Genomic DNA, 26,297 nt, shown 5'->3' with positions numbered 1-26,297 from the left:
CAATAAAAAATGAAATGATGAGAGACGCAGAAAAAACAGTAGGGAACATGATTGATAAGTTGAAAACAGCTTTTATCGGTTCTATAGACAGGGAGGGATTTCCTAATATCAAGGCAATGTTGCAGCCAAGAAAAAGGGAAGGGATAAAAACGATTTATCTGACAACGAATACTTCATCCATGCGTGTGGCGCAATACCGGGAAAACAATCATGCGTGTATTTACTTTTGTGATACAAGATTTTTTAGAGGTGCGATGCTGCGGGGTACAATGGAAGTATTGACAGACAGTGCCAGCAAAGAAATGATTTGGCAGGAGGGTGATACCATGTATTACCCGGAAGGAGTGACAGATCCCGACTATTGTGTATTGAAATTTACGGCAACTTCCGGTAGGTTTTATAGTAATTTCAAATCGGAGAGCTTTATCGTAGAATAAAACTCATAGTATATAAGAGATACTAAGAGACAGCGCTTTTATAGTCTCAATGTGCTATTTTTAAGATTGTATAAAAGAATAGCAACTTTAAAAACAATGAACCAGTGAATAAACGGCATAAAATAGGGCAATAATATGCGGAAATACAGGTCTATTTCGCATAAAACTACATACGGAATGCATCTTTTCTTGTTGGCAAAGCGTTCGTTCCTCGGTGAGGAGCGGGGTGTTCCTCGGTGTGCGTCGCTAGCTTCCTCACCGAGGAACTTGTTTGTCATCGGTGAGGAAGCTGAAACTGGTCTTTTTGAGGGTGGTTTTTCTCTAGTTTGGCATAACTGTTAGAAAGGATAGGAATAATAAAAAGAACGGTTATCTTAATATTTTATGTTGAATGGTGAATGAATAATGGAAAATAGCTGCTATTTGGATGATATATGTCCCAAATGATAATAATAAAGAACTTTCTCCCGACAGATGCCGGGCTTTTTTCTATTTTTCTTAAATCGTTATGCTATTGTCTCTCTTTCTGATTGCTTAAATATTCCTTTTTTAAGAATGGTCATTCTTTCATTCATTTTATGCTCCCGGACAGAATCCGTTTTTATAAAACAGATAACTTTCCTCTATCGCATCGGCAGTATCAGCTTCTAATGCATATAATATTTCTTTGCAAAATTCCAATTGCCCGGTTCCGTTGGCAGTTACAATATTCTCGTCTCTTACAGCTTGTTCATTGATATAGTTCGAATCGCCTGTATATTTATCCCCAGCATACTGTTTTAGATAATTGAGCGTATTGCTGGTATGCTTTACCTCATTAAGGAAACCGTGCATACCCAGAAAAACAGAAGCATTACATATTCCGGCAACTAATTTCTTTTCTTTAATAGCTTTTTCTACAAGTGGAACTATTAATTCAGCTTCAGGTGAGAACCAGTTCATACCGCCAATTAACACCAGCCCCGCATAATCTTCCGCCATATCTTTTAGCCCATAATCAGGCAGCACTCTGAATCCGCCTATTGAACTTACGGGTTCTTGAGTTATTGATAGGGTTTTCACTTTATAACTAATAGGATTTCCGGGCTTGACTCCCTGATTCAAACAGGTAGCTATATATGCGCCTTCCCAGTCGGCGAACCCTTCTAAAATTACAAATATTACTTCTTTCATATATGATTCTAATTTTTAGTGAGTACAAAGGTGTGATATTTAATTGACTTTTGTAGTAGTAATTGTGGTAAAATATCGAATAATACAATTAAAATATGATTATTCAGTTTACAATAGGAAACTTTTTATCATTCAAAGAGCAATGATGAAGGGCGTGAAGTAAAAACTATAACTTTTCCATTCAGGAAAAATGAATTGGAAGGTACAATACCTTATGGAGGAGTGCGATACGCTCGGAAAAGAAATGACTCAATTAACGGAAGATAAATTTTTGTCCGTACTGGGACTGTCAATACACAAACAGGTAAACTTGTCGTCGCAGGTTATTATGATACAAACAATAATAACAAGTATGACAAAACAGATAAGGATGAAATCTTAATCTATGATTTGAAAACCTTGAAGTTAGCTTCGAGAATATGATTTCCGGCTAGATAGCCAACTGTGTACAAAGTAGAAAAGTGAAATAAAAAAAACTCTGTAATCATTGAATTACAGAGCTTTTTCTTTGTTTCGCTTTCTTAAGAAGCGGTGCGTACGGGACTCGAACCCGTGACCCCATGCGTGACAGGCATGTATTCTAACCAACTGAACTAACGCACCAAATTTTAATTGGATTAACTCATTTCTATTCTCTTTTACTTCTTAATGAAAGAAGCGGTGCGTACGGGACTCGAACCCGTGACCCCATGCGTGACAGGCATGTATTCTAACCAACTGAACTAACGCACCAGAATTTCAATTTATTAATCTGCATCTCTCTCGATTGCGGGTGCAAAGGTAGTTGTTTTTTGTAAATCTGCAAGCGTTTTGAGAAAAGTTTTTTTCAAGAAAAAACGATAAAAATGCTTAGTGTCTCATTTTGAGTACTTTTGTAATGAAAAAAATATTGTTTTTTTTCTCTTCGGATAGTGACGCTATCCGGTTGTTATAGTGACGCCATCACGATAGGATAGCGTCACTATCCTGAAGTTTGTCATTCTATTCATAGAAAATAACTCCCGATATCTTTCTATCTGTAAGAAATCACCGTTTTTATATCAACTTTATGCTTGGATAATTCGTAATTTTGCAATAAATCGTTATTTTTGCGGACTAAAATAAGAAAGGTGGAAAATTATCCGCCTAGAATCGTTAATTAGTAAAAAGAATGATGACAACAGCCAAACTGTTATTGCACTGTCCCGACAAACCGGGAATCCTTGCGGAAGTGACAGACTTTATTACGGTAAACAAAGGAAATATTATCTATCTGGATCAATATGTAGATCATGTAGAGAACATATTCTTTATGCGTATTGAATGGGAACTGAAAGACTTTCTGGTTCCGCAGGAGAAAATTGAAGATTATTTCAGAACTCTCTACGGGCAAAAATATGAAATGGATTTTCGCCTTTATTTCTCTGATGTAAAACCACGTATGGCTATTTTCGTTTCCAAGCTGTCACATTGTCTTTTCGATATATTGGCACGATATACAGCCGGAGAATGGAATGTAGAAATACCTCTTATTATAAGTAACCATCCGGATTTGCAGCATGTAGCAGAGCGGTTCGGAATTCCTTTCTATCTGTTTCCTATCACAAAGGAGACGAAAGAAGAACAGGAGCGTAAGGAGATGGAACTGCTTGCCAAGCATAATATTACATTTATTGTATTGGCGCGCTATATGCAGGTAATTTCCGAGCAGATGATTAATGCTTATCCGAATAAGATTATTAATATACATCACTCTTTCCTTCCTGCGTTTGTAGGAGCGAAGCCTTATCATGCGGCATTCCAGAGAGGTGTGAAGATTATCGGTGCAACCAGTCACTATGTAACGACTGAATTGGATGCCGGACCGATTATTGAACAGGACGTGGTGCGTATTACTCATAAGGACGCTATTGAAGATCTTGTAAATAAAGGAAAGGATTTGGAAAAAATCGTTCTTTCACGTGCAGTACAGAAGCACATCGAACGTAAAGTTTTGGCTTATAAAAATAAAACAGTAATATTTAGCTGATGAAAGTAGCAGTTGTAAAATACAATGCCGGCAATATTCGTTCTGTGGATTATGCTTTGAAGCGGTTGGGTGTGGAAGCGGTGATTACTGCTGATAAAGAAGAACTCCAATCGGCAGATAAAGTTATTTTCCCCGGAGTGGGAGAGGCGGAAACTACCATGAACCACTTGAAAGCAACGGGACTGGACGAACTGATAAAAAATCTCCGTCAGCCTGTATTTGGAATTTGTCTCGGTATGCAGTTGATGTGCCGGTATTCCGAAGAAGGAGAGGTCGATTGTTTGAATATCTTTGATGTGGACGTGAAGCGTTTTGTTCCGCAGAAACATGAAGATAAAGTGCCGCACATGGGATGGAATACCATTGGAAAAACGAATAGCAAATTGTTTGAAGGATTCACTGAAGAAGAGTTTGTCTATTTTGTACATAGCTTTTATGTGCCTACCTGTGACTTTACTGCTGCTACAACAGATTATATTCACCCGTTTAGTGCTGCATTGCATAAAGATAACTTTTATGCCACCCAGTTTCATCCGGAGAAAAGCGGCAAGACAGGAGAGAAGATTCTGACGAACTTTTTGAATCTATAATAAACTATGTTGCCGTTTATAATAAACTCCATCATAATTTATAATAAACTCGTTCATCGTTTATAATAAACTTTTAGCAAATAAATAATAGATGATAGAAATTATTCCAGCCATTGATATTATTGACGGAAAGTGCGTACGTCTTTCCCAGGGAGATTACGACAGTAAGAAAGTATATAACGAAAATCCGGTGGAAGTTGCCAAGGAGTTTGAAGCGAACGGTGTTCGCAGGCTTCATGTGGTAGACTTGGACGGTGCTGCTTCTCATCATGTAGTCAATTATCGGGTGTTGGAACGGATTGCTGCGCACACTTCTCTCGTTATCGATTTTGGTGGTGGAGTAAAGAGTGATGAAGATTTGAAAATTGCTTTTGAGAATGGAGCACAGATGGTTACAGGCGGAAGTATTGCGGTGAAAGATCCGGAATTGTTCTGTCATTGGCTGGAAGTATATGGCAGTGAGAAAATCATTTTGGGAGCAGATGTGAAAGATCATAAGATAGCCGTTAACGGTTGGAAAGACGAAAGTTCCTGTGAGCTTTTTCCATTTCTTGAAAAATATATGGATAAAGGTATACGCAAGGTAATCTGTACGGATATTAGCTGTGACGGAATGTTGAGTGGGCCTTCTATTGATTTGTATAAGGAGATGCTGGCAAAATTCCCTGACCTCTATCTGATGGCTAGTGGCGGGGTGAGTAAGGTGGATGATATTGTTGCTTTGGATGAAGCTGGTGTTCCCGGAGTTATTTTCGGTAAGGCATTATACGAAGGACATATCACCTTAAAAGATTTGAGAATCTTTTTATAATTAGCGTACCAGAATGAAATGGTTGTTTATATTATAAATAGCTACCTTATTATAAGAGAAAACAAAGAATCAAACTTCAGGGATATAGATTATAAATTGTTGAACAATAAATAAAAGTAGGATTGTGTTAGCAAAAAGAATAGTACCTTGTCTGGATATAAAAGACGGACAAACCGTGAAAGGAACGAATTTTGTCAATTTGCGCCAAGCCGGTGATCCGGTAGAGTTAGGCCGTGCTTACAGTGAACAAGGAGCAGATGAACTTGTTTTCCTGGATATTACTGCAAGTCATGAAGGACGTAAGACTTTTACGGAATTGGTAAAACGGATTGCTGCTAATATCAATATCCCATTTACCGTAGGTGGCGGAATCAACGAATTAAGTGATGTAGACCGCCTGTTGAATGCAGGGGCGGATAAGATCTCTATCAATTCTTCCGCTATCCGTAATCCTCAATTGATTGACGAGATTGCAAAGAATTTCGGTTCGCAAGTTTGTGTGTTGGCAGTAGATGCCAAACAAACCGAAAATGGTTGGAAATGTTACTTGAATGGAGGACGTATCGAAACAGATAAAGACCTGTTCGAGTGGACAAAAGAGGCCCAGGAACGCGGAGCAGGAGAGATTCTCTTCACAAGCATGAATCACGATGGGGTAAAGGCCGGTTATGCAAATGATGCACTTGCCGCTTTGGCGGATCAGCTTTCCATTCCTATCATTGCTTCGGGAGGTGCGGGCTGTAAAGAGCACTTCCGCGATGTCTTTTTACAAGGAAAGGCAGATGCTGCATTGGCTGCCAGCGTTTTTCACTTCGGAGAAATTAAAATTCCCGAATTAAAATCGTATCTTTGCGGCGAAGGAATTACCACTAGGTAATTGCTGCGTAGCAAAAATTAGCCTTTAGGCTGCGGCGAAGGAATTACCATCAGGGGGTGAGGCACCCCGGCCGGGTTTCCATGCGGATGAATAATCTATTTAGATAAATAGAATAAGATATTTGCAAAAAAACTCCATAGGCGAATAGAACATAATTGTAATTTGGAATAGTAATTAGAACTTATATAAAAATGGAATTGGATTTCGATAAAATGAACGGACTCGTTCCGGCTATCATACAGGACAACGAGACACGTAAAGTCTTGATGCTGGGCTTCATGAATAAAGAAGCTTATGATAAAACAGTAGAAACCGGAAAAGTTACATTCTTTAGCCGTACCAAGAATCGTTTGTGGACAAAAGGCGAAGAAAGCGGTAACTTCCTTCATGTGGTATCTATAAAGGCCGATTGCGACAATGATACACTACTGATTCAGGTAAACCCGGTAGGTCCCGTGTGTCATACTGGTACAGATACTTGTTGGGGTGAGAAAAACGAAGAACCGGTTATGTTCCTGAAAGCATTGCAAGATTTCATTGACAAACGTCATGAAGAAATGCCCGAAGGCTCTTATACTACCAGTCTGTTTGAGTCGGGAATCAATAAAATAGCTCAAAAAGTAGGTGAAGAAGCTGTAGAAACAGTAATCGAAGCAACAAACGGTACTGACGAACGTTTGATCTACGAAGGAGCCGACCTTATTTATCACATGATTGTATTGCTTACTTCAAAAGGCTATCGTCTCGAAGACCTTGCACGTGAATTGCAGGAAAGACACAGCAGTACATGGAAGAAGCATTAAACAATTAAAATTTAATAATTAAAAATTAAAACGGGAGTCAGCATGGATGACGAGGCGTTGATTCAATATAAGAACGTAGAAATCCATCAACAGGAACTCTGTGTATTAAGCGATGTAAATCTGGAACTGCACAAAGGAGAGTTCGTCTATTTGATCGGAAAAGTAGGCTCGGGAAAAACGAGTTTGCTCAAGACTCTGTATGGCGAAGTGGACGTAATTGACGGTGAAGCGGAAGTGTTGGGTTATAACATGCGTTCTATCAAACGTAAGCATATCCCGCAACTGCGTCGGAAATTAGGCATTGTCTTTCAGGATTTTCAGTTGCTCACAGACCGTACTGTATATAATAATCTGGAATTTGTGCTTCGTGCCACAGGCTGGAAAAACAAACAGGAAATCCAAGACCGCATTGAAGAAGTGCTCCAGCTGGTGGGAATGTCCAACAAAGGTTATAAGCTCCCGAACGAGCTTTCCGGTGGCGAGCAACAGCGCATTGTGATTGCACGTGCCGTACTCAATTCTCCTGCTATTATTCTAGCGGATGAACCGACCGGAAATCTGGACGTAGAGACCGGTAAGGCCATTGTAGAATTGTTGCACAATATCTGTGAATCCGGTTCATCCGTAGTGATGACGACGCACAATTTGCAATTGCTGAAAGAGTATCCGGGCAGGGTATATCGTTGCGCCGACCATCAGATTGTAGATGTGACAGCCGAATACATGCTCAGACAGAGAACAATAGAAATAGATTTAAATATAGATAACTAAAACAGTAACGAAAATGAAAGTTTTAAAGTTTGGAGGAACTTCCGTAGGTTCTGCTCAGCGCATGAAGGAAGTAGCCAAATTGATTACCGATGGTGAACAGAAGATTGTTGTTCTTTCTGCTATGTCAGGAACAACAAACACATTGGTGGAAATTTCGGACTATCTGTATAAGAAGAATCCGGAGGGTGCCAACGAGATTATCAATAAGCTGGAAGCAAAATATAAACAGCACATTGATGAACTTTTTGCAACCCAGGAATATAAACAGAAAGGTCTTGAAGTTGTCAAATCCCACTTCGACTACATCCGCTCCTATACTAAAGACCTTTTCACTTTGTTCGAAGAGAAAGTGGTTTTGGCACAGGGAGAGCTTATTTCTACGGCGATGGTAAACTTCTACCTGCAGGAATGTGGCGTGAAGTCCGTGTTGCTTCCAGCTTTGGAATTCATGCGTACTGACAAGAACGCAGAGCCGGATCCTGTATATATTAAGGATAAATTGCGCGCACAGCTCGATCTCTATCCGGATACAGAAATCTACATTACGCAAGGTTTCATCTGCCGCAATGCTTACGGTGAGATAGACAATCTGCAACGTGGTGGTAGTGACTACACTGCTTCTTTGATTGGAGCCGCAGTAAACGCTTCTGAAATCCAGATTTGGACAGATATCGACGGTATGCACAATAACGACCCGCGTATTGTTGACAAGACCGCTCCGGTTCGTCAGCTTCACTTCGAAGAAGCAGCCGAGTTGGCTTACTTCGGTGCAAAAATCCTGCACCCTACCTGCATCCAGCCTGCTAAATATGCCAATATCCCTGTTCGTCTGTTGAACACAATGGATCCGGAAGCTCCGGGCACACTGATTTCCAACGACACGGAAAAAGGTAAAATCAAGGCAGTGGCCGCAAAAGAAAACATTACTGCGATCAAGATCAAATCCAGCCGTATGTTATTGGCTCACGGTTTCCTGCGTAAGGTATTCGAAATCTTCGAAAGCTATCAGACGTCTATCGACATGATCTGTACTTCAGAGGTAGGTGTATCTGTAACAATCGATAACACGAAGCATCTGAACGAAATTCTGGATGACCTGAAGAAATACGGAACAGTAACCGTTGATAAAGAGATGTGTATCATCTGCGTTGTAGGTGACCTTGAATGGGAAAATGTCGGTTTTGAAGCGAAAGCTCTTGATGCGATGCGGAATATACCGGTGCGAATGATCTCGTTCGGAGGAAGTAACTACAATATCTCCTTCCTCATTCGGGAGTGCGATAAGAAAGTAGCTTTACAGTCGTTGAGTGATATGCTTTTCAACGACAAATAAATCCACAAATAACACGAGCGCTTTTACCGAACTGATAAAAGCGCTCTTTTTTAACCAACTAAACAAGTTTTTCGAATTATGAAGGGAATATTTCCAATCGATAAATTCCGCACTTTGCAGACACCTTTCTATTATTACGATACCAAAGTGCTGCGTGATACATTGTCGGCTATTAACCAGGAGGTTGCCAAATATCCTAATTATTCAGTGCATTACGCTGTTAAAGCCAATGCCAACCCGAAAGTACTTACCATTATCCGTGAGAGCGGAATGGGAGCCGATTGTGTGAGCGGCGGAGAAATCCGTGCCGCTATCCGTGCCGGATTCCCTGCCAATAAAGTTGTTTTCGCAGGAGTCGGCAAAGCAGATTGGGAAATCAATCTCGGACTGGAGTATGGTATCTTCTGTTTCAATGTCGAGTCTATTCCCGAACTGGAAGTAATCAATGAATTGGCTGCTGCTCAAAATAAGATTGCTAATGTTGCTTTTCGTATCAATCCTGATGTCGGCGCACATACACATGCCAATATAACTACCGGTTTGGCAGAAAACAAATTCGGTATCAGTATGCAGGACATGGACAAGGTGATAGACGTAGCACAAGAGATGAAAAACGTAAAGTTTATCGGTCTTCACTTTCACATTGGCTCGCAGATTCTGGATATGGGTGATTTCGTAGCCCTCTGCAATCGTGTCAATGAGTTGCAGGACAAACTGGAAGCACGAAGAATTTTGGTAGAACATATCAATGTAGGTGGTGGTTTGGGTATTGATTACGGACACCCCAACCGTCAGGCTGTCCCGAATTTCAAGGATTACTTTGCTACCTATGCCGGACAATTGAAATTGCGTCCTTATCAGACACTGCATTTTGAACTGGGACGTGCAGTGGTAGGTCAGTGTGGTTCTTTGATATCCAAAGTCCTCTATGTAAAACAAGGAACACGGAAGAAATTTGCCATCCTTGATGCAGGTATGACCGACCTGATTCGTCCGGCTTTGTATCAGGCATTCCATAAAATGGAAAATATAACTTCTGAAGAACCGTTGGAAGCCTACGATGTAGTAGGACCGATCTGTGAATCGTCAGACGTTTTCGGAAAAGCGATTGACTTGAACAAAGTGAAGCGTGGTGACTTGATCGCCCTTCGTTCTGCCGGTGCGTACGGTGAAATAATGGCTTCCGGATACAACTGTCGTGAACTGCCGAAAGGATATACTTCCGACGAATTGGTGTAAGTAAAAAATGAACTGCTACAATCAAAATGTGAATGTAGTTTAAAAATATAGGGTGCATGGAACAATTTTAACTGAAAGCGTGTTATTTTTGTAATGAGTTCAAAAAGAAACTACATTAACAACTTAATAAAAAAATACGATTATGATTTCAGAAAAATTACAGAATGCAATTAACGAACAGATTACTGCTGAAATGTGGTCTGCTAACCTGTATTTAGCAATGTCTTTCTATTTTGAGAAAGAAGGTTTCAGTGGTTTTGCTCATTGGATGAAAAAGCAATCCCAGGAAGAAATGGGACATGCTTATGCAATGGCAGATTATATCATCAAACGTGGAGGAACTGCTAAAGTGGATAAAATAGATGTTGTTCCTAACGGATGGGGTACACCTCTCGAAGTATTCGAACACGTTTACAAACATGAATGTCATGTTTCTCAATTGGTAGACAAGCTGGTAGACGTAGCAGCTGCTGAAAAGGATAAAGCAACACAGGATTTCTTGTGGGGATTTGTTCGTGAACAGGTAGAAGAAGAAGCTACAGCGCAAGGCATTGTTGATAAAATCAAGAAAGCCGGTGATACTGGAATTTTCTTTGTAGATTCACAATTGGGACAGCGTTAATGATGCTACTCTGAAAAAATAGTTTTTTATATAGAAAGAAGCTACTCGAAATTTCTTCAAGTAGCTTCTTTTTTTTCACTTATTTGGCTCGTATCTGGAAATAAACTACCTTTGTATTAAGAGTCAGAGAGAAATTAATCCCGATTATTATAAATGAATGGTGTGAACAGAGGAATTTTTAGATTGCTCCCTATATTTTTATTGCTCTTTTTGGGGGTGAGCAGTTGTTCTCAAAAAGAGGAACGGCGTATTTTAGTTATCCACTCTTATGAGGAGACTTACGCGGCTTATCCGGAATTTAACCGGATGATAGCGGAGCAATTTGAGAAAGAGAAAATAGATGCTGATATCCGTACCGTTTATTTAGATTGCGAGTCCTACAGGGAAGAACCGGAGTTGGAACGAATGCGTTTTCTGGTTGATTCCGTTTCGAAAGACTGGCGGCCGGAAGTGATTCTGGTGAATGAAGATCAGGCTACCTATTCATTGATGAAATGTGGGGTTCAGTTGGGCAAAGAAGTACCTGTGGTTTTTGGTGGTGTCAATTACCCGAATTGGGGATTGCTGAAACGCCATCCTAATGTGACGGGTTTCCATGATAAGATTGCCTTTAATGAAAATGTCAGTGTGGCAAAAGAACTTTTCGGTGAACACGTCCGGTTGTTTACCATGCTTGATACCACTTATATCGATAAACAAATCAGAAGAGATGCAAAGGAACAGTTTAAAGGTCATAAAGTGACCGGATTCGTCGATAACCCCGAACTTTCTCTTGAAGAACAGATACGTTTGACGCAGGAGGAAGGTTATACTCGTTTCATGGCTATTCCTTTACGTAATGCCAGAAATCATTCGGACGCCACCTTTATGTGGGTGTTGAACAGAAGCTATCGCGATCAATGCTATATTCAGCTGAAACGGGATTATACTACCATTAATATTGGAAGCATTTGTGGCAGTCCCAGCTTGACAGCTATCAATGAAGCCTTCGGGTTTGGTGAGAAGTTGTTGGGTGGATACATCACCTCGTTGCCTATTCAGGTGGAAGAAGAGGTGAAAGCAGCCGTTCGTATATTACACGGTGTGAGTCCGGCGGACATGCCTATTGTTGAAAGCCGGAAAGAGTATGTTGTTGATTGGAATACAATGACGCAAATAGGTTTGAGTAAGGAAAGTATTCCTGCTAAATATCGTATTATCAATATTCCGTTTAGTGATAAATACCCTTTGTTGTGGGGAATTTCAGTCGCATCGTTCATTCTTATATTAATTATTCTTTTCGCTTCTCTTTGGTGGCTATACCTTCGGGAACAGATGAGGAAAAAGCAGGCTCTTATAGCATTGGCTGATGAAAAAGAAACATTGTCATTAGCCATTGAGGGTGGAATGACGTATGCCTGGAGATTGGATAACGGTTGTTTTGTTTTTGAAGATGCATTCTGGGCGTCGCAAGGGTTAAATTCCAGACAACTTTCGTTTAAGGAATTCATGAGCTTTATCCATCCCGACCATTGGGAAGGAGTGAAGTTCAACTGGCGAAATCTGAAAAGTGCTCATAAAAAGATTGTGCAGGAGCTTTGTAACTTCGACGGCAAAGGCTATCAGTGGTGGGAGTTCCGTTATACTACCAAACAGCTACCCGGAGGCGAATATAAAACCGCAGGTTTGTTGCTTAATATACAGGATATAAAAGATCGTGAAGAAGAATTGGAAGCAGCACGCTTATTGGCTGAAAAGGCGGAATTGAAACAATCATTCCTCGCAAATATGAGCCATGAGATACGTACTCCGCTTAATTCAATCGTTGGCTTTGCCAATATACTGGCATTGGAAGATGGATTGAGTTCCGTAGAACGCGAAGAGTATATCAGTACTATTAACAAGAACAGCGAGTTATTACTCAAACTGATTAATGATATCTTGGAACTTTCCCGTATCGAATCAGGATATATGTCTTTCTCATTCAAGAGATGCAAGGTGAGAGAGTTGATTGACGATATCTATATGACACATCAGGTTCTGATTGCTCCACATTTGGAATTCCTGAAAGAAGTGGATGATACACCTCTGGAAATCAATGTGGACAGAGAGCGCTTGATACAAGTTCTGACAAACTTTCTGAATAACGCCTGCAAGTTTACGGAAACCGGATATATCAAATTAGGATATAGTTATCTGCCGGATGAAGGCAAAGTGCAGATTTATGTAGAAGATACCGGAAGAGGGATTCCGCGAGAAGAACAACGGATGATTTTCAGCCGTTTCTACAAACAAAACGAATTTTCGCAGGGAGCAGGATTGGGACTTTCTATTTGTCAGGTGATTATAGAGAAGCTGGGTGGAAAGATCGAACTCAAGTCCGAAGTAGGCAAGGGAAGCCGTTTTACGGTTATTCTTCCTTGCCGGGTGGTATCTTGATAATGATAGACTTTAACGGGAATACGAACAATCTTATTTCTTGTTTTTTCCTTTCTCCATCGTTCCCAGGTAAATCTCCAGTGAACGGGTGGAAATCTGTATTTCGCGGAAAGATACGCCTAAAGAAGCTATCAGCAGAATCAATGCCAATCCGAATACATAAGCAGAGAATAATTGAAGCCCGATATAAATAAGGAACATGCTGACTACACAGAAAAAAAGGCTTGCAATACCTAGTCCTTGCATTCTACGGGTCAGGTTTAACCGTTTCCGTAGATTCTCGATTTGTGCTTCAGTGATATCCGAAGGGTTTTCCATGTAGCGGTCACGCAGTTGGCGCACAAGTTGGGCATACGATAAGAAACGGTTAGTATAAGCCAGCAATATCAATGAAACTGCCGAGAAAAGTAGGGCAGGAGTAGTGAGAGTCAATTCTTCCATAATCTTTTTTTTATAGTCAAGTAGCGGTTCAAAATTCATTTTATAAAAGAGAATTTTTTGGCACGGGTTACACGGATTTCACGGTTTTAGAAATATGCTTGCATAAAGCAGCAGCGTAATCTGTGTAATCCGTGCCTAAAAATGGATGCTGCAAGTAAACCTTGCCCCGGAGTTATTCCGCTTTCAGCACATTAAGCTCTTTGCCTACCTTGATAAAGGCAGCGATGCACTTGTCAAGATGTGCTTTCTCGTGCCCTGCAGAGATTTGCACACGGATGCGTGCCTGATCTTTCGGCACTACCGGATAATAGAAACCTGTCACATAGATGCCTTCCTCCTGCATACGTGCAGCGTAAATCTGGGACAACTTCGCGTCATACAACATAACGGCACAGATAGCGCTTTGTGTCGGTTTGATATCAAATCCGGCAGCTGTCATCTTATCACGGAAGTAGTTTACATTCTCAACAAGTTTATCATGTAATGCATTGCTCTCTTTCAGCATTTTGAAAACTTCAAGGCTGGCACCAATGATGCCCGGAGCCAAAGAATTCGAGAACAGATACGGGCGGCTGCGTTGACGAAGCAAATCGATAATCTCTTTACGACCGGTGGTGAAACCTCCCAGTGCACCGCCAAAAGCCTTACCTAATGTTCCGGTATAAATATCTACCCGTCCATGAGTCTTATACAACTCGCTTACTCCATGCCCTGTGGCACCTACCACACCGGCAGAGTGTGACTCGTCCACCATTACCAGTGCATCGTATTTCTCGGCAAGATCGCAAATCTGATCCATTGGAGCTACATTGCCGTCCATAGAGAACACACCGTCCGTCACAACAATACGGAAACGTTGTGCCTGCGCTTCTTGCAGACATCTTTCCAAGTCCTTCATGTCAGCGTTGGCATAACGGTAGCGCTTTGCCTTGCAAAGACGTACTCCGTCAATGATAGAAGCATGATTCAGAGAATCCGAGATGATGGCATCCTCTTCAGAGAAAAGCGGTTCGAATACACCGCCGTTAGCATCGAAGCAAGCGGCGTACAAGATCGTGTCTTCCGTTTGGAAATACTCCGAGATGGCAGCTTCCAGTTCTTTGTGTATATCTTGCGTTCCACAAATGAAGCGGACGGACGACATTCCGTAACCACGGTTATTCATCATTTCCTGCGAAGCCTTAATCAATCGCGGGTGATTGGATAATCCTAAGTAATTATTTGCACAGAAGTTCAGCACTTCCTTACCTTTTACAGTGATGGCAGCTTGCTGCGCACTTTCAATCAGTCGTTCTTCTTTATAAAGTCCGGCTTCCTTGATTTCAGCCAATGTTTGGCGGAGATATTCTTGCATTTTACCGTACATAGTGTTTGGGTGATTAAGTTATATTGCAAAGGACACAATTTTTCTTGGAATAACAATGTCTTTTTGATTAAAATCTGAAAAAAAAGTGCTTACTTTGCGCACTATTTAAGCTTGATATTCTAAGTCAGAAGAAAAAATGGAACACATTTTGATTATTGGAGCTACCGGACAGATAGGGTCGGAGCTAACGATGGAGCTACGTAAACGTTACGGAAATGCAAATGTAGTAGCAGGTTATATTCCGGGTGCAGAGCCTAAAGGGGAATTAAAGGAGTCCGGACCGTCAGCAATTGCTGATGTAACGGATGGAGAGGCGATTGCATCTGTGGTAAAAGAGTATCACATCGATACAATTTATAATTTGGCTGCTCTGCTGTCCGTAGTTGCCGAGTCGAAGCCCAAGCTGGCCTGGAAAATAGGTATCGATGGATTATGGAATGTATTGGAAGTGGCACGCGAACAAGGATGTGCAGTGTTTACTCCGAGTTCTATCGGTTCGTTTGGCGCTAGTACGCCTCATACGAAAACACCGCAGGACACTATTCAGCGTCCGCGCACCATGTATGGAGTCACCAAGGTAACGACCGAGCTGCTAAGTGACTACTATTTTAATAAATATGGTGTCGATACACGTGCTGTCCGTTTTCCGGGCATTATTTCGAATGTGACCCCTCCGGGAGGAGGTACGACCGATTATGCTGTCGATATTTATTACTCGGCGGTGAAAGGAGAAAAATTTGTGTGCCCCATTAAGCAAGGCACTTTGATGGATATGATGTACATGCCGGATGCGCTGAACGCAGCAATTACGCTGATGGAAGCTGATCCGACAAAATTGATACACCGAAATGCTTTCAATATCGCCTCAATGAGTTTCGACCCGGAGACGATTTATCAGGCTATCAGGAAGCATGTGCCGCAGTTTGAGATGATCTATGATATAGATCCTTTGAAACAGCGCATTGCCGATAGCTGGCCCGATAGTCTGGATGACACCTGCGCTCGTGAAGAGTGGGGCTGGAAGCCGGCCTACGATTTGGAAAGCATGACGGTAGATATGCTTGAAAAGTTAAGAGAGAAACTAAAATAATGAAAAAACTAATTGTAGGGGTCATGTTGCTCGGTATACTGGGTGCTTGTGGAAACAAGAAAACAAACATTGACCCCTTCGCATCTATCACAAAAGAAGTGGATTCTATCCGGCGGGTAGCCGATTCTATTCACTGTGATGAATCGCCGGAAGATCCGCAACCTATACAGGCAGATGAATCTTTCGATGATTTTATCTACAATTTTGCTTCCGATGACGTGTTGCAGCGTCAGCGTGTGAAATTTCCGTTGCCTTACTACAATGGAGATAAAAAAACGAATATCGAGGAGCATAACTGGAAGCATGATGACTTGTTTACCAAACAGCATTATTATACGCTTCTGTTTGATAGAGAAGAAGATATGGATTTAGTAGGAGATACCTCCCTCACTTCCGTACAGGTAGAATGGGTGTTTGTGAAAACACGAATGGTAAAGAAATACTATTTTGAGCGTATCAAAGGTGCATGGATGCTAGAGGCAATTAATCTGCGTCCCATTAAGCAAAATGATAATGAAAATTTCGTGGAGTTTTTCGGACACTTTGCCGCAGATAGTCTTTTTCAGAGTAAGCGTGTGTGTGAGCCTCTGGCTTTTGTAACCACCGATCCGGACGATGATTTCTCTATTCTGGAGACCACCCTCGATCTTAATCAGTGGTTCGCTTTTAAACCGGGACTTCCTGCCGATCGTCTTTCTAATATCAATTACGGGCAGCGGAATGACGATGATTCGCCAACGAAAATTCTGGCGTTGAAAGGTATCGGTAATGGTTTTTCCAATATCCTCTATTTCCGTCGCAAAGCCGGGGAATGGGAATTGTATAAGTTTGAAGATACAAGCATTTGATGCAGGTAGTAATACGCTACAAGAAATAGCCTTGCTGTTAATGATATAACAGTATTTGCCGGCTTATAACGAATAATGATATAACTTATAATTAAAAATATATGTATTCTCTTTTACCCTACAATACATTCGGTATTGATGTCAGTGCCGCTCGTTTTTTAGAGTACACTTCGGTTGAAGAACTGAAGAAGCTGATTGTGCAAGGTGCCGTTACGACACCTTTTTTGCATATTGGTGGTGGCAGTAACCTGTTGTTTACCAAAGATTACGACGGGTTGATATTGCATTCCCGCATTGAAGGAATCGAAGTGACGGAAGAAGATGCTCACTCTGTATCAGTGCGAGTGGGAGCAGGGGTGGTATGGGATGACTTTGTAGCTTATTGTGTAGAGCATGGATGGTATGGAGCGGAGAACCTGTCGCTGATTCCCGGTGAGGTGGGGGCAAGTGCAGTACAGAATATCGGAGCCTATGGCGTTGAGGTAAAAGATCTGATAACGGCTGTGGAAACAGTGAACATTCAAGCTGAAGAACGCGTTTATTCAGTTGGTGAATGTGGATATACCTATCGCAACAGTATTTTTAAGCGTTCGGAAAACAAATCGGCTTTTGTTACTTATGTCCGTTTCCGGCTAAGTAAAGAAGAACATTATACATTAGACTATGGCACCATTCGTCAGGAGCTTGAAAAATATCCGTCGTTGACACTTTCTGTTGTCCGGAAAGTGATTATTGCTATTCGCGAGAGCAAGCTGCCCGATCCGAAAGTGATGGGTAATGCCGGCAGTTTCTTTATGAACCCCATTGTGCCGAAAGAAAAACTGGAAGCCTTGCAACAGGAATATCCCCGCATACCTTACTATGAGCTGGCCGACGGCCGCGTAAAAATTCCGGCAGGGTGGATGATTGACCAATGTGGTTGGAAAGGAAAAGCCTTGGGACCGGCTGCTGTGCATGATAAACAAGCACTGGTGCTGGTGAATCGTGGCGGAGCAAAAGGTAGTGATATTATTGCACTTTCAGATGCGGTCCGAGCTTCTGTTCGTGAGAAGTTCGGTATTGATATCCATCCGGAAGTCAACTTTATAAATTGAGAATAAACAAGTGAAAGTAAGAATTATAGGAAGTGGAACATCGACGGGAGTACCTCAAATCGGCTGTACATGTCCGGTTTGTACTTCTTCCGATCCGAAAGATAATCGATTGCGTGCCTCTGCTATTGTGGAGACAGATGACGCGCGGATTCTGATAGATTGTGGTCCCGATTTCCGGACACAGGTATTACATCTCCCTTTTGAGAGGATAGATGGTGTGCTCATTACGCACGAACATTATGACCATGTAGGCGGACTGGACGATTTACGTCCGTTTTGCCGGTTCGGTTCCGTGCCTATTTATGCGGAAGATTATGTAGCGCAGGGATTGCGTTTGCGTATGCCCTATTGCTTTGTCGATCATCGTTATCCGGGTGTTCCCGATATTCCTTTACAGGAAATTTCGGTGGGGCAATCCTTTGCTGTAAACCACACGGAAGTGCTTCCTCTGCGTGTGATGCATGGCCGACTGCCGATTCTGGGGTATCGTATCGGGCAGTTGGGGTATATCACTGATATGTTGACCATGCCCGAAGAATCCTATGAACAATTGGCAGGAATAGATGTTTTGATAATGAATGCGCTTCGGATCGCCTCGCATCCTACTCACCAAAATTTGGAAGAAGCATTGGCGGTGGCCCGGCGTATTCAGGCAAAGAAGACATACTTTATACACATGAGTCATGATATGGGCTTGCATGCGGAGGTTGAAAAGAACCTTCCGGAAAATATTCACTTGGCGTTCGACGGATTGGATATCTATGTTTGAATATCGGTGAAATTTTTAGCAAAAGTTTTGTTTTCTTTGTAGAAATTATTATTTTTGCACCTAGCCGATAAACAGCGAATATTATGAAACTTCGTACGATAGTGAAAATAGCGATCACATCTTCTGTTGTACTTTTGTGCTCAGGTTTCGCATTGTACTCTTTTTTTAGACTGTCAGCAGCTGAAGGGCAGAAAGACTTTAATCTTTATGAACTGGTGCCATCCACAACTTTAGCAGTATTCGTTACTGATGACGTGCTCGAATTTGTAGCAGAAGTCGATGAGCTGACTTGTAGTAAAAATCAGCAATATCTTTATGTATCCAAACTCTTTTCTTATCTGAAACAGAGTCTTTACGCCCTTTCAGAAGATACTCCCCACGGTTTAAGCCGGCAAATGAATCAAATGTTGATTAGTTTCCACGAGCCGGATAACGAACGTAATCAAGTGCTCTATTGCAGATTGGGAAATGGAGATAAGGAGTTGGTAAACAGATTTGTACGCAAATATATATCCTCACTTTATCCGCCGAAAACGTTTATTTACAAAGGAGAAGAGATAATTATTTATCCCATGGCGGACGGTGATTTTCTTGCCTGCTATCTGACATCCGATTTTATGGCATTGAGCTTTCAGAAAAAACTGATTGAAAACGTTATTGATGCGTATAAAAGTGGAAAATCGTTGGCTGATGATTCTACCTTTACAGGAATACGTGCTCCGAAAAAAAGTGCGGCGGCCGCTACCATCTATACCCGTATGCAAGGGATGATGGGATGGACGGAATTTGACATGAAAATGAAAGATGATTTCATCTATTTCTCCGGCATCACTCACGATGCAGACACTTGCTTTGCGTTTATAAACCAGCTTCGCCAGCAACAATCCGTCAAGGGATTTCCGGGAGAAGTGTTACCGTCTACTGCTTTCTATTTTAGCAGGCAAGGGATTACGGACTGGGTGTCTCTACTTTCTTATGGAAATGCCCAAGGACAGAGCGTGCCTGCCCGCACGAGTGAAGTGCAAAATAGGGATAAAGAGTTTTCACGCTATCTGATGGAAAATGCCGGGCAGGATTTGGTTGCCTGTCTCTTTCAGCGTGAAGATACTTTGCAGGGTGCAGCGGCAGTCTTGAGCCTGTCGGTGGCAGATGTAACGGAAGCCGAGCGAATGCTTCGTGCCCTTGTTAATGCCGCTTCGGCGGACGAAGGAAGAAGAAATCCGCGTATAACTTTTTGTTATACTGTAAATAAAGCATATCCTATCTATCGGTTACCTCAAACAACATTGTTTGAACAACTAACCAGTTTTGCGGAACCAACCTTGGATGTATATGCAGCCTTCTATGGCGGGCGCTTGTTGCTCGCTCCTGCGGATGCTCTCGCGCATTATATTCGCCAACTGGATAAAGGTGAGGTGCTCAATGGAGCGATGGCCTATCAGACAGGCATGGATCATTTGTCCGATTCCTACCATTTTATGCTGATGGCGGATTTCGACCACATATTCCAACAATCAGAAAATCACGTTCGTTTTGTACCGGATTTCTTTCTGCGCAACGCCGACTTCTTCCGTCATTTCACCCTCTTTGTTCAGTTTGCCTGTGCAGACGGAATGGTATATCCTAATATTGTTTTGAAATATAAATCAGAATAAAAAATCATCGTTTGTCTGCGATCATTTTTCTGAAAACCTCCATAGCTTTTGGCTGGATTATCCATAAACTTTGCCTGCTTCCTCCATACATTTTCAAGATGCTGTTTATCGTTTTTTTTGCTCCATTGACCCATACTTTTTTGTGTGCGTTCTGCTTTTGGAGAAACGCCTTTTTGTTTTTTTCTTTTTGCATTTTTGCCGTTTTTATATGTGTGCTTATAATAGTCCTATGGTCAGCTTATTATGAGTGATTTTAACATTTGAATCTGTAAAATATACAGAAAAATTCACAGAAAATACGTAAAATATACAGAAAAATTCATCCCCCATTATAAACAAAGAAATAAATAAAAAAACTTCTTCTTCTGAAGATGAAAAAGAAGAAGAAAAAGATTTGTTTTTTTTCGGGAGAAAAGGAGATAAAAAAACTCCCGATGGAGTTTAATCCTATCGGGAGTTTTTTATGCTTATTCATCGAACGAATGACTTTCGGTTTAGAATGGCAGATCGTCTTTGGCATCGCCCGGAGTAAATTCCGGCATAGCCGATGGAGCTGGAGGAGGAACGGGAGAACCGGAAGCCATTGGAGCACCTGTGCTAACACGCTCTACTTTCCATGCGCGGATACTATTGAACCAGCGATCATTCCACTGACGGGCGTCAACGTCGAATGATACAGTCAATTCTTCGCCCATTTGAATGTTGAACTGCTCGATTTTGTCTGCGCCAAATACGTCGAAGCACATTTTGCGCGGATATTGGTCGTGGTTTTCGATAACGTACTCTTGTGATTTCCACTCGTTGCCGCTAGTTTTTGAAACTCCGCCTCTCGGGGGGAGGATAGCGATGATTTTTCCTGTAAATTCCATTGCGATAATTTTAAATTCTGCGGCGAAGTTACAATTTTTTAGTAATATCCCTCGCACAATACCTGTTTTTTTCTTTTGTTTTTATTGGGCAGCCCAAATCTTTTTTCGTAACTTTGTGCGATAGAACATTTAAAACTTAAATACACGAAAATATATGAAATTTATCGTTTCAAGTACTGCTCTTTCCAGCCATTTACAGGCCATCAGCCGTGTTATTAATTCAAAAAATGCGCTGCCAATTCTCGATTGTTTCCTCTTCGAATTGGAAGACGGAACATTATCTGTGACTGTATCCGACAGTGAAACAACGATGGTGACTACCGTAGAAGTGAATGAAAGCGATACGAACGGGCGTTTTGCCGTAGTAGCGAAAACATTGCTTGACGCACTGAAAGAAATTCCGGAACAACCACTCACATTCGATATCAATCCGGATAATTATGAAATAACGGTGCAGTACCAGAACGGAAAATACAGCCTGATGGGGCAGAATGCGGATGAATTCCCGCAATCGGCTACACTGGGGGATAATGCTGTCCGCGTGGAAATGGAAGCAAGCGTACTTCTGGGAGGTATCAACCGTTCGGTGTTTGCTACTGCCGATGATGAACTTCGTCCGGTGATGAACGGTATTTATTTCGATATTACAACAGAAGACATTACAATGGTTGCTTCGGACGGTCATAAACTGGTGCGTTGTAAAACGTTGGCAGCCAAAGGCAACGAGCGTGCAGCCTTCATCCTTCCAAAGAAACCGGCTACATTGCTAAAGAATCTTTTGCCGAAAGAACAAGGCGCAGTGACCATCGAATTTGACGAACGCAACGCTGTATTCATGCTTGAAAGCTACCGGATGGTTTGCCGCCTGATTGAAGGACGTTACCCGAACTACAACTCGGTAATTCCGCAAAACAACCCGCACAAAGTAACCGTAGACCGCCAACAGTTGGTAGGAGCTTTGCGCCGTGTGTCTATCTTCTCGTCACAAGCCAGCAGTTTGATTAAACTTCGTATGCAGGAAAACCAGATTGTGATTTCCGCACAAGATATTGATTTCTCTACTTCTGCCGAAGAAACACAAGTTTGCCAGTATGCAGGTGCTGCAATGAGTATCGGTTTTAAATCGACGTTCCTTATCGACATACTGAACAATATTTCGGCAGATGAAGTAGTCATCGAACTTGCAGATCCTTCACGTGCCGGAGTAATCATTCCGGTAGAGCAGGAAGAAAACGAAGACTTGCTGATGCTGCTGATGCCGATGATGCTAAATGATTAATACGTTTCACCACAGATTAACACAGATTCACACAGATGTTTTTTCTTTAGAAGAAGTAAAATCTGTGTGAATCTGTGTTAATCTGTGGTGACTCAATAAAATAAACAGAAATGAAATTAAACCTGAAAAATCCCATTGTTTTTTTTGATTTAGAAACAACCGGAACCAATATCAACACAGACCGAATTGTTGAAATTTGCTATCTGAAAGTATATCCGAATGGAAATGAAGAAGCAAAGACATTACGTATCAATCCTGAAATGCATATTCCGGAAGCATCCTCTGCTATACATGGTATTTATGATGCCGATGTAGCAGATTGTCCTACTTTTAAAGAAGTAGCGAAAAACATAGCCCGTGACATTGAAGGTTGCGATTTGGCAGGATTTAATTCCAACCGTTTTGATATTCCTGTTCTTGCCGAAGAATTTCTTCGTGCCGGAGTAGATATTGATATGACAAAACGTAAATTTGTAGACGTACAGGTCATCTTCCACAAAATGGAACAACGCACCCTGTCTGCTGCCTACAAGTTCTATTGCGACAAGAATTTGGAAGATGCGCACACTGCCGAAGCAGATACACGGGCTACTTACGAAGTGTTGAAAGCGCAGCTCGACCGTTACTCCGATCTTCAGAATGATATTGCGTTCCTGGCAGATTATTCAAGTTTCAGCAAGAATGTCGATTTTGCCGGACGCATGGTGTACGATGATAACGGAGTAGAAGTGTTCAACTTCGGAAAATATAAGGGAATGTCTGTAGCCGAGGTTTTGAAGAAAGATCCCGGATATTACAGTTGGATTTTGAATAGTGATTTCACGCTGAACACCAAGGCGGCATTGACAAAAATCCGCTTGCGTGAAATGAGTAATTTGATTACAAAATAATGCTAAAAGGAAAGAAAATAATTCTTGGAATTACCGGCAGTATTGCCGCGTATAAGGCGTGCTATATCATTCGCGGACTGATAAAACAAGGAGCGGAAGTGCAGGTCGTAATTACTCCGGCGGGAAAAGAATTTATTACTCCGATCACTCTTTCGGCTTTGACCAGCAAACCGGTCATCAGTGAGTTTTTTGCCCAACGTGACGGAACGTGGAACAGCCACGTCGATCTCGGTTTATGGGCGGATGCCGTATTGATTGCGCCGGCCACTGCCTCTACCATCGGTAAAATGGCCAACGGAATAGCCGACAATATGCTGATAACCACTTATCTTTCGGCAAAAGCTCCCGTGTTTGTTGCTCCGGCAATGGACCTCGATATGTTTGCCCATCCTGCCACCCAGAAAAATCTGGATATTCTGCGTTCCTATGGTAATCATATTATCGAGCCGGGGACAGGAGAACTAGCCAGCCATCTGGTAGGGAAGGGGCGAATGGAAGAGCCGGAGAATATCATCCGGGTATTGGATGAATTCTTTGCTTCGAGTGACGAACTGTCCGGAAAGAAAGTGATGATTACTGCCGGACCGACTTACGAAAAGATAGACCCGGTGCGTTTCATCGGCAATTATTCGTCCGGAAAGATGGGATTCGCGTTGGCAGAAGAATGTGCCCGTCGCGGAGCACAAGTGACCTTGATAACAGGTCCTGTGCAACTCAAAACGCAACATTCTGGTATCATCCGTGTCGATGTCGAATCTGCTGAAGAAATGTACAAAGCAGCGCAGGCTCATTTCCCGGATGCTGATGCCGGTATTCTTTGTGCGGCAGTAGCCGACTATCGTCCGGCAACGGTAGCCGATAAGAAGATTAAGCGGGAAAAAGAAGAAGAACTGACCCTGCATCTTCAGGCAACACAAGATATTGCTGCCTCTTTAGGAGCCATAAAAAGAAAACAACAATGCCTGGTTGGCTTTGCGCTCGAAACCAATAATGAGCAGCAGAATGCCGAAGGAAAGCTCGAACGCAAGAACTTCGATTTTATCGTGCTCAACTCGTTGAATGATGCAGGAGCCGGTTTCCGCCATGATACCAATAAGATAAGTATAATCGACAGGAAAGGTCGTACAGACTATCCTCTGAAGTCGAAAACAGAAGTAGCTCAAGACATCATTGATCGTCTGGTAGCCACCCTGTCTCCCAATTTTTAATTTTCAAATTTTAATTTTTAATTAGTTTGTTACGTTCACTATACATTCAGAATTACGCATTGATAGAAAAACTGGATATCAGTTTTGAAACAGGCTTTTCCGTTATAACAGGTGAAACGGGAGCCGGGAAATCAATTATTCTGGGAGCTATTGGGCTCCTGCTGGGGCAGCGTGCCGATGTGAAAGCGATTCGTCGCGGAGCTTCCAAATGTATTATAGAGGCACGGTTCGATATTGCTGCCTACGGTATGCGTCCGTTTTTTGAAGAAAACGAATTGGAATATGATGAAGAGTGTATTTTGCGTCGTGAGGTACAGGCTTCCGGCAAAAGCAGGGCATTCATCAATGATACTCCCGCTTCACTGGCACAAATGAAAGAGCTGGGCGAACAATTGATAGATGTACATTCTCAACATCAGAATCTGTTACTTAATAAAGAAGGATTCCAGTTGAACGTGCTTGATATTCTGGCACATAATGATGCAGCATTGGAGAAATACCATCTGCGTTATGGCGAATGGAAGCAGACAGAACGCGAACTGGCTGAATTAATGTCACTGGCAGAGAAAAGCCGTTCCGATGAAGATTATATCCGTTTCCAACTTGAACAGCTCGAAGAGGCCCATCTTGTAGAAGGAGAGCAAGAGGAATTGGAGCAGGAAGCCGAAACACTAAGTCATGCGGAGGAGATTAAAGCCGGACTTTACCGGGTAGAACAGTCATTTGTCTCGGATGAAGGCGGATTGCTTTCTTACCTGAAAGATAGTCTGAATACGCTGAATAGCCTGCAAAGAGTCTATCAGCCCGCTAAGGAACTTACCGAACGTATGGAGAGCGCCTATATCGAATTGAAAGATATTTCGCACGAAGTCTCTTCGCAAAGTGATTCCGTTGAATTTAATCCGGTCCGCCTGGAAGAAGTGAACGAACGGCTGAATCTGATTTATTCCCTGCAACAGAAACACCGGGCACAGACTCTTGACGAGTTGATAGCGTTGACGGATGAATATCGTAGCAAATTGTCAGACATCACTTCATACGATGAACGTATTGCCGAGCTGACCGTTCGTAAAGAGGAACAATATAAGCAAGTGAAACAACAAGCAGAACTGCTCACCAAAGCCCGTACGAAAGCTGCGCGTGAAGTGGAAAAGCAATTGGCCGCCCGCTTGATTCCGTTGGGAATGCCGAATGTTCGTTTCCAGATCGAAATGGGACTGAAGAAAGAGCCGGGATTGCAAGGAGAAGATACAGTCAACTTCCTGTTTTCTGCCAATAAGAATGGTACCTTGCAGAATATCTCTTCCGTAGCTTCGGGAGGTGAAATTGCCCGTGTCATGCTTTCTATCAAAGCATTGATTGCCGGAGCCGTGAAACTGCCGACTATCGTATTTGATGAAATAGATACCGGTGTTTCCGGTGAAATAGCCGACCGCATGGCGGACATGATGCAGGAAATGGGCGACCGGAACCGTCAGGTAATCAGCATCACCCACTTGCCGCAGATTGCTGCCCGCGGACGTGCACATTATAAAGTATATAAGAAAGACAGCGATACGGAAACAAACAGTCATATCCGCCGTCTCACCGATGAAGAACGAGTAGAGGAAATAGCTCACATGCTTAGTGGCGCCACTCTGACCGAGGCCGCCCTTAGCAATGCCAAATCCCTGCTTGATGCTAAGTAATTAATGGCTAAATTGATT

25 protein-coding genes and 2 tRNA genes are annotated in these 26,297 nt (G+C 42.1%); 20 read left to right on the top strand and 7 right to left on the bottom strand.

Annotation, left to right across the window (positions count from 1 at the left end):
* Positions 1-14: 14 nt before the first annotated feature.
* Positions 15-437 carry a pyridoxamine 5'-phosphate oxidase family protein gene (locus INE92_RS09755; RefSeq protein WP_004317738.1) on the top strand — a complete coding sequence of 141 codons (423 nt, stop codon included), beginning with the start codon at positions 15-17 and terminating at the stop codon, positions 435-437.
* Between the two features lie 576 nt (positions 438-1,013).
* Here INE92_RS09755 and INE92_RS09750 read toward each other — a convergent pair.
* From INE92_RS09750 to INE92_RS09740, 3 genes are all read right to left on the bottom strand, one after another.
* Positions 1,014-1,610 carry a type 1 glutamine amidotransferase family protein gene (locus tag INE92_RS09750; RefSeq protein WP_004317740.1) on the bottom strand — a complete coding sequence of 199 codons (597 nt, stop codon included), beginning with the start codon at positions 1,608-1,610 and terminating at the stop codon, positions 1,014-1,016.
* Positions 1,611-2,139: 529 nt separating this feature from the next.
* Positions 2,140-2,213 (bottom strand) — tRNA-Asp (locus tag INE92_RS09745).
* Between the two features lie 55 nt (positions 2,214-2,268).
* Positions 2,269-2,342 (bottom strand) — tRNA-Asp (locus tag INE92_RS09740).
* A 418-nt stretch (positions 2,343-2,760) separates the two neighbouring features.
* Here INE92_RS09740 and purU point away from each other — a divergent pair.
* The 10 genes from purU (at position 2,761) to INE92_RS09690 (ending at position 13,082) form a co-directional block, all read left to right on the top strand.
* A complete protein-coding gene (gene purU / locus INE92_RS09735) occupies positions 2,761-3,618 on the top strand; it encodes a formyltetrahydrofolate deformylase (protein WP_008771204.1) in 858 nt (285 codons plus the stop codon).
* Positions 3,618-4,208 carry an imidazole glycerol phosphate synthase subunit HisH gene (gene hisH / locus INE92_RS09730; protein ID WP_008643438.1) on the top strand — a complete coding sequence of 197 codons (591 nt, stop codon included), beginning with the start codon at positions 3,618-3,620 and terminating at the stop codon, positions 4,206-4,208. Before purU ends, hisH begins: the two co-directional genes overlap by 1 nt.
* A gap of 91 nt (positions 4,209-4,299) precedes the next feature.
* A complete protein-coding gene (hisA, locus tag INE92_RS09725) occupies positions 4,300-5,019 on the top strand; it encodes a 1-(5-phosphoribosyl)-5-[(5-phosphoribosylamino)methylideneamino]imidazole-4-carboxamide isomerase (RefSeq protein ID WP_195435928.1) in 720 nt (239 codons plus the stop codon).
* Positions 5,020-5,143: 124 nt separating this feature from the next.
* Positions 5,144-5,896: an imidazole glycerol phosphate synthase subunit HisF gene (gene hisF, locus INE92_RS09720; protein ID WP_049702510.1), complete on the top strand. Its 753-nt coding sequence runs from the start codon at positions 5,144-5,146 to the stop codon at positions 5,894-5,896.
* Positions 5,897-6,087: 191 nt separating this feature from the next.
* Entirely contained in the window at positions 6,088-6,699 is a 612-nt protein-coding gene (gene hisIE / locus INE92_RS09715) for a bifunctional phosphoribosyl-AMP cyclohydrolase/phosphoribosyl-ATP diphosphatase HisIE (RefSeq protein WP_004313661.1), read from the top strand.
* A 42-nt stretch (positions 6,700-6,741) separates the two neighbouring features.
* Positions 6,742-7,470 (top strand): cell division ATP-binding protein FtsE, encoded by a 729-nt coding sequence (locus tag INE92_RS09710; RefSeq protein ID WP_151921446.1) that lies wholly within the window; start codon positions 6,742-6,744, stop codon positions 7,468-7,470.
* Between the two features lie 13 nt (positions 7,471-7,483).
* Entirely contained in the window at positions 7,484-8,803 is a 1,320-nt protein-coding gene (locus INE92_RS09705; RefSeq protein WP_004313659.1) for an aspartate kinase, read from the top strand.
* 78 nt (positions 8,804-8,881) lie between these two features.
* Positions 8,882-10,042: a diaminopimelate decarboxylase gene (gene lysA / locus INE92_RS09700; protein ID WP_151928122.1), complete on the top strand. Its 1,161-nt coding sequence runs from the start codon at positions 8,882-8,884 to the stop codon at positions 10,040-10,042.
* A gap of 142 nt (positions 10,043-10,184) precedes the next feature.
* Positions 10,185-10,664 carry a ferritin gene (locus INE92_RS09695; protein WP_004304025.1) on the top strand — a complete coding sequence of 160 codons (480 nt, stop codon included), beginning with the start codon at positions 10,185-10,187 and terminating at the stop codon, positions 10,662-10,664.
* A 153-nt stretch (positions 10,665-10,817) separates the two neighbouring features.
* Positions 10,818-13,082 (top strand): ATP-binding protein, encoded by a 2,265-nt coding sequence (locus INE92_RS09690; protein ID WP_178286788.1) that lies wholly within the window; start codon positions 10,818-10,820, stop codon positions 13,080-13,082.
* A 33-nt stretch (positions 13,083-13,115) separates the two neighbouring features.
* Here INE92_RS09690 and INE92_RS09685 read toward each other — a convergent pair whose 3' ends face one another.
* Positions 13,116-13,523 (bottom strand): DUF2721 domain-containing protein, encoded by a 408-nt coding sequence (locus tag INE92_RS09685; RefSeq protein ID WP_004313656.1) that lies wholly within the window; start codon positions 13,521-13,523, stop codon positions 13,116-13,118.
* Positions 13,524-13,695: 172 nt separating this feature from the next.
* The gene (gene kbl / locus INE92_RS09680) at positions 13,696-14,889 is read right to left on the bottom strand and encodes a glycine C-acetyltransferase (protein WP_008025472.1); all 1,194 of its coding nucleotides are present in this window, start codon (positions 14,887-14,889) and stop codon (positions 13,696-13,698) included.
* A gap of 136 nt (positions 14,890-15,025) precedes the next feature.
* Between kbl and INE92_RS09675 the strand changes: the two genes are divergently transcribed.
* The 5 genes from INE92_RS09675 (at position 15,026) to INE92_RS09655 (ending at position 20,345) form a co-directional block, all read left to right on the top strand.
* Positions 15,026-15,979, top strand: a complete 954-nt coding sequence (locus INE92_RS09675; protein ID WP_004313654.1) for an NAD-dependent epimerase/dehydratase family protein — start codon at positions 15,026-15,028, stop codon at positions 15,977-15,979.
* Positions 15,979-16,827: a DUF4348 domain-containing protein gene (locus INE92_RS09670; RefSeq protein ID WP_004313653.1), complete on the top strand. Its 849-nt coding sequence runs from the start codon at positions 15,979-15,981 to the stop codon at positions 16,825-16,827. Before INE92_RS09675 ends, INE92_RS09670 begins: the two co-directional genes overlap by 1 nt.
* Before the next feature lie 101 nt (positions 16,828-16,928).
* Positions 16,929-17,921: a UDP-N-acetylmuramate dehydrogenase gene (gene murB / locus INE92_RS09665; protein WP_015532883.1), complete on the top strand. Its 993-nt coding sequence runs from the start codon at positions 16,929-16,931 to the stop codon at positions 17,919-17,921.
* A 10-nt stretch (positions 17,922-17,931) separates the two neighbouring features.
* Positions 17,932-18,690: an MBL fold metallo-hydrolase gene (locus INE92_RS09660; protein ID WP_134993472.1), complete on the top strand. Its 759-nt coding sequence runs from the start codon at positions 17,932-17,934 to the stop codon at positions 18,688-18,690.
* A gap of 83 nt (positions 18,691-18,773) precedes the next feature.
* On the top strand, positions 18,774-20,345 hold the full coding sequence (locus INE92_RS09655) for a DUF3352 domain-containing protein (RefSeq protein WP_212702017.1): 1,572 nt from the start codon (positions 18,774-18,776) through the stop codon (positions 20,343-20,345).
* Between the two features lie 4 nt (positions 20,346-20,349).
* Here INE92_RS09655 and INE92_RS09650 read toward each other — a convergent pair whose 3' ends face one another.
* Both INE92_RS09650 and INE92_RS09645 read right to left on the bottom strand, forming a co-directional pair.
* Positions 20,350-20,538, bottom strand: coding sequence for a hypothetical protein (locus INE92_RS09650; RefSeq protein ID WP_165450665.1), 189 nt, complete (start codon positions 20,536-20,538; stop codon positions 20,350-20,352).
* 301 nt (positions 20,539-20,839) lie between these two features.
* Positions 20,840-21,214 carry a DUF3127 domain-containing protein gene (locus tag INE92_RS09645; protein ID WP_004316866.1) on the bottom strand — a complete coding sequence of 125 codons (375 nt, stop codon included), beginning with the start codon at positions 21,212-21,214 and terminating at the stop codon, positions 20,840-20,842.
* Positions 21,215-21,368: 154 nt separating this feature from the next.
* On the opposite strand from INE92_RS09645, the gene dnaN reads away from it, so the two are divergent.
* The 4 genes from dnaN (at position 21,369) to recN (ending at position 26,279) form a co-directional block, all read left to right on the top strand.
* Entirely contained in the window at positions 21,369-22,493 is a 1,125-nt protein-coding gene (dnaN, locus tag INE92_RS09640) for a DNA polymerase III subunit beta (protein ID WP_004316865.1), read from the top strand.
* Between the two features lie 110 nt (positions 22,494-22,603).
* Positions 22,604-23,383 carry a 3'-5' exonuclease gene (locus INE92_RS09635; protein ID WP_004316864.1) on the top strand — a complete coding sequence of 260 codons (780 nt, stop codon included), beginning with the start codon at positions 22,604-22,606 and terminating at the stop codon, positions 23,381-23,383.
* On the top strand, positions 23,383-24,591 hold the full coding sequence (gene coaBC / locus INE92_RS09630; protein WP_008025458.1) for a bifunctional phosphopantothenoylcysteine decarboxylase/phosphopantothenate--cysteine ligase CoaBC: 1,209 nt from the start codon (positions 23,383-23,385) through the stop codon (positions 24,589-24,591). Before INE92_RS09635 ends, coaBC begins: the two co-directional genes overlap by 1 nt.
* 26 nt (positions 24,592-24,617) lie before the next feature.
* The gene (recN, locus tag INE92_RS09625; protein WP_087318230.1) at positions 24,618-26,279 is read left to right on the top strand and encodes a DNA repair protein RecN; all 1,662 of its coding nucleotides are present in this window, start codon (positions 24,618-24,620) and stop codon (positions 26,277-26,279) included.
* Positions 26,280-26,297 lie beyond the last annotated feature (18 nt).

Origin of the sequence: Bacteroides xylanisolvens (assembly GCF_018289135.1) — a bacterium.
In the GTDB taxonomy this organism is placed as follows: domain Bacteria; phylum Bacteroidota; class Bacteroidia; order Bacteroidales; family Bacteroidaceae; genus Bacteroides; species Bacteroides xylanisolvens.
This window is presented reverse-complemented; position numbering and strand designations above follow the sequence as displayed.

Excerpts from the sequence above, each read along its gene's own strand:
- INE92_RS09755 (WP_004317738.1), top strand. The coding sequence starts at position 15 with ATGATGAGAGACGCAGAAAAAACAGTAGGGAACATGATTGATAAGTTG.
- INE92_RS09750 (WP_004317740.1), bottom strand. The coding sequence starts at position 1,610 with ATGAAAGAAGTAATATTTGTAATTTTAGAAGGGTTCGCCGACTGGGAA.
- purU (WP_008771204.1), top strand. The coding sequence starts at position 2,761 with ATGATGACAACAGCCAAACTGTTATTGCACTGTCCCGACAAACCGGGA.
- hisH (WP_008643438.1), top strand. The coding sequence starts at position 3,618 with ATGAAAGTAGCAGTTGTAAAATACAATGCCGGCAATATTCGTTCTGTG.
- hisA (WP_195435928.1), top strand. The coding sequence starts at position 4,300 with ATGATAGAAATTATTCCAGCCATTGATATTATTGACGGAAAGTGCGTA.
- hisIE (WP_004313661.1), top strand. The coding sequence starts at position 6,088 with ATGGAATTGGATTTCGATAAAATGAACGGACTCGTTCCGGCTATCATA.
- INE92_RS09710 (WP_151921446.1), top strand. The coding sequence starts at position 6,742 with ATGGATGACGAGGCGTTGATTCAATATAAGAACGTAGAAATCCATCAA.
- INE92_RS09705 (WP_004313659.1), top strand. The coding sequence starts at position 7,484 with ATGAAAGTTTTAAAGTTTGGAGGAACTTCCGTAGGTTCTGCTCAGCGC.
- lysA (WP_151928122.1), top strand. The coding sequence starts at position 8,882 with ATGAAGGGAATATTTCCAATCGATAAATTCCGCACTTTGCAGACACCT.
- INE92_RS09695 (WP_004304025.1), top strand. The coding sequence starts at position 10,185 with ATGATTTCAGAAAAATTACAGAATGCAATTAACGAACAGATTACTGCT.
- INE92_RS09690 (WP_178286788.1), top strand. The coding sequence starts at position 10,818 with ATGAATGGTGTGAACAGAGGAATTTTTAGATTGCTCCCTATATTTTTA.
- INE92_RS09685 (WP_004313656.1), bottom strand. The coding sequence starts at position 13,523 with ATGGAAGAATTGACTCTCACTACTCCTGCCCTACTTTTCTCGGCAGTT.
- kbl (WP_008025472.1), bottom strand. The coding sequence starts at position 14,889 with ATGTACGGTAAAATGCAAGAATATCTCCGCCAAACATTGGCTGAAATC.
- INE92_RS09675 (WP_004313654.1), top strand. The coding sequence starts at position 15,026 with ATGGAACACATTTTGATTATTGGAGCTACCGGACAGATAGGGTCGGAG.
- INE92_RS09670 (WP_004313653.1), top strand. The coding sequence starts at position 15,979 with ATGAAAAAACTAATTGTAGGGGTCATGTTGCTCGGTATACTGGGTGCT.
- murB (WP_015532883.1), top strand. The coding sequence starts at position 16,929 with ATGTATTCTCTTTTACCCTACAATACATTCGGTATTGATGTCAGTGCC.
- INE92_RS09655 (WP_212702017.1), top strand. The coding sequence starts at position 18,774 with ATGAAACTTCGTACGATAGTGAAAATAGCGATCACATCTTCTGTTGTA.
- INE92_RS09650 (WP_165450665.1), bottom strand. The coding sequence starts at position 20,538 with ATGCAAAAAGAAAAAAACAAAAAGGCGTTTCTCCAAAAGCAGAACGCA.
- INE92_RS09645 (WP_004316866.1), bottom strand. The coding sequence starts at position 21,214 with ATGGAATTTACAGGAAAAATCATCGCTATCCTCCCCCCGAGAGGCGGA.
- dnaN (WP_004316865.1), top strand. The coding sequence starts at position 21,369 with ATGAAATTTATCGTTTCAAGTACTGCTCTTTCCAGCCATTTACAGGCC.
- INE92_RS09635 (WP_004316864.1), top strand. The coding sequence starts at position 22,604 with ATGAAATTAAACCTGAAAAATCCCATTGTTTTTTTTGATTTAGAAACA.
- coaBC (WP_008025458.1), top strand. The coding sequence starts at position 23,383 with ATGCTAAAAGGAAAGAAAATAATTCTTGGAATTACCGGCAGTATTGCC.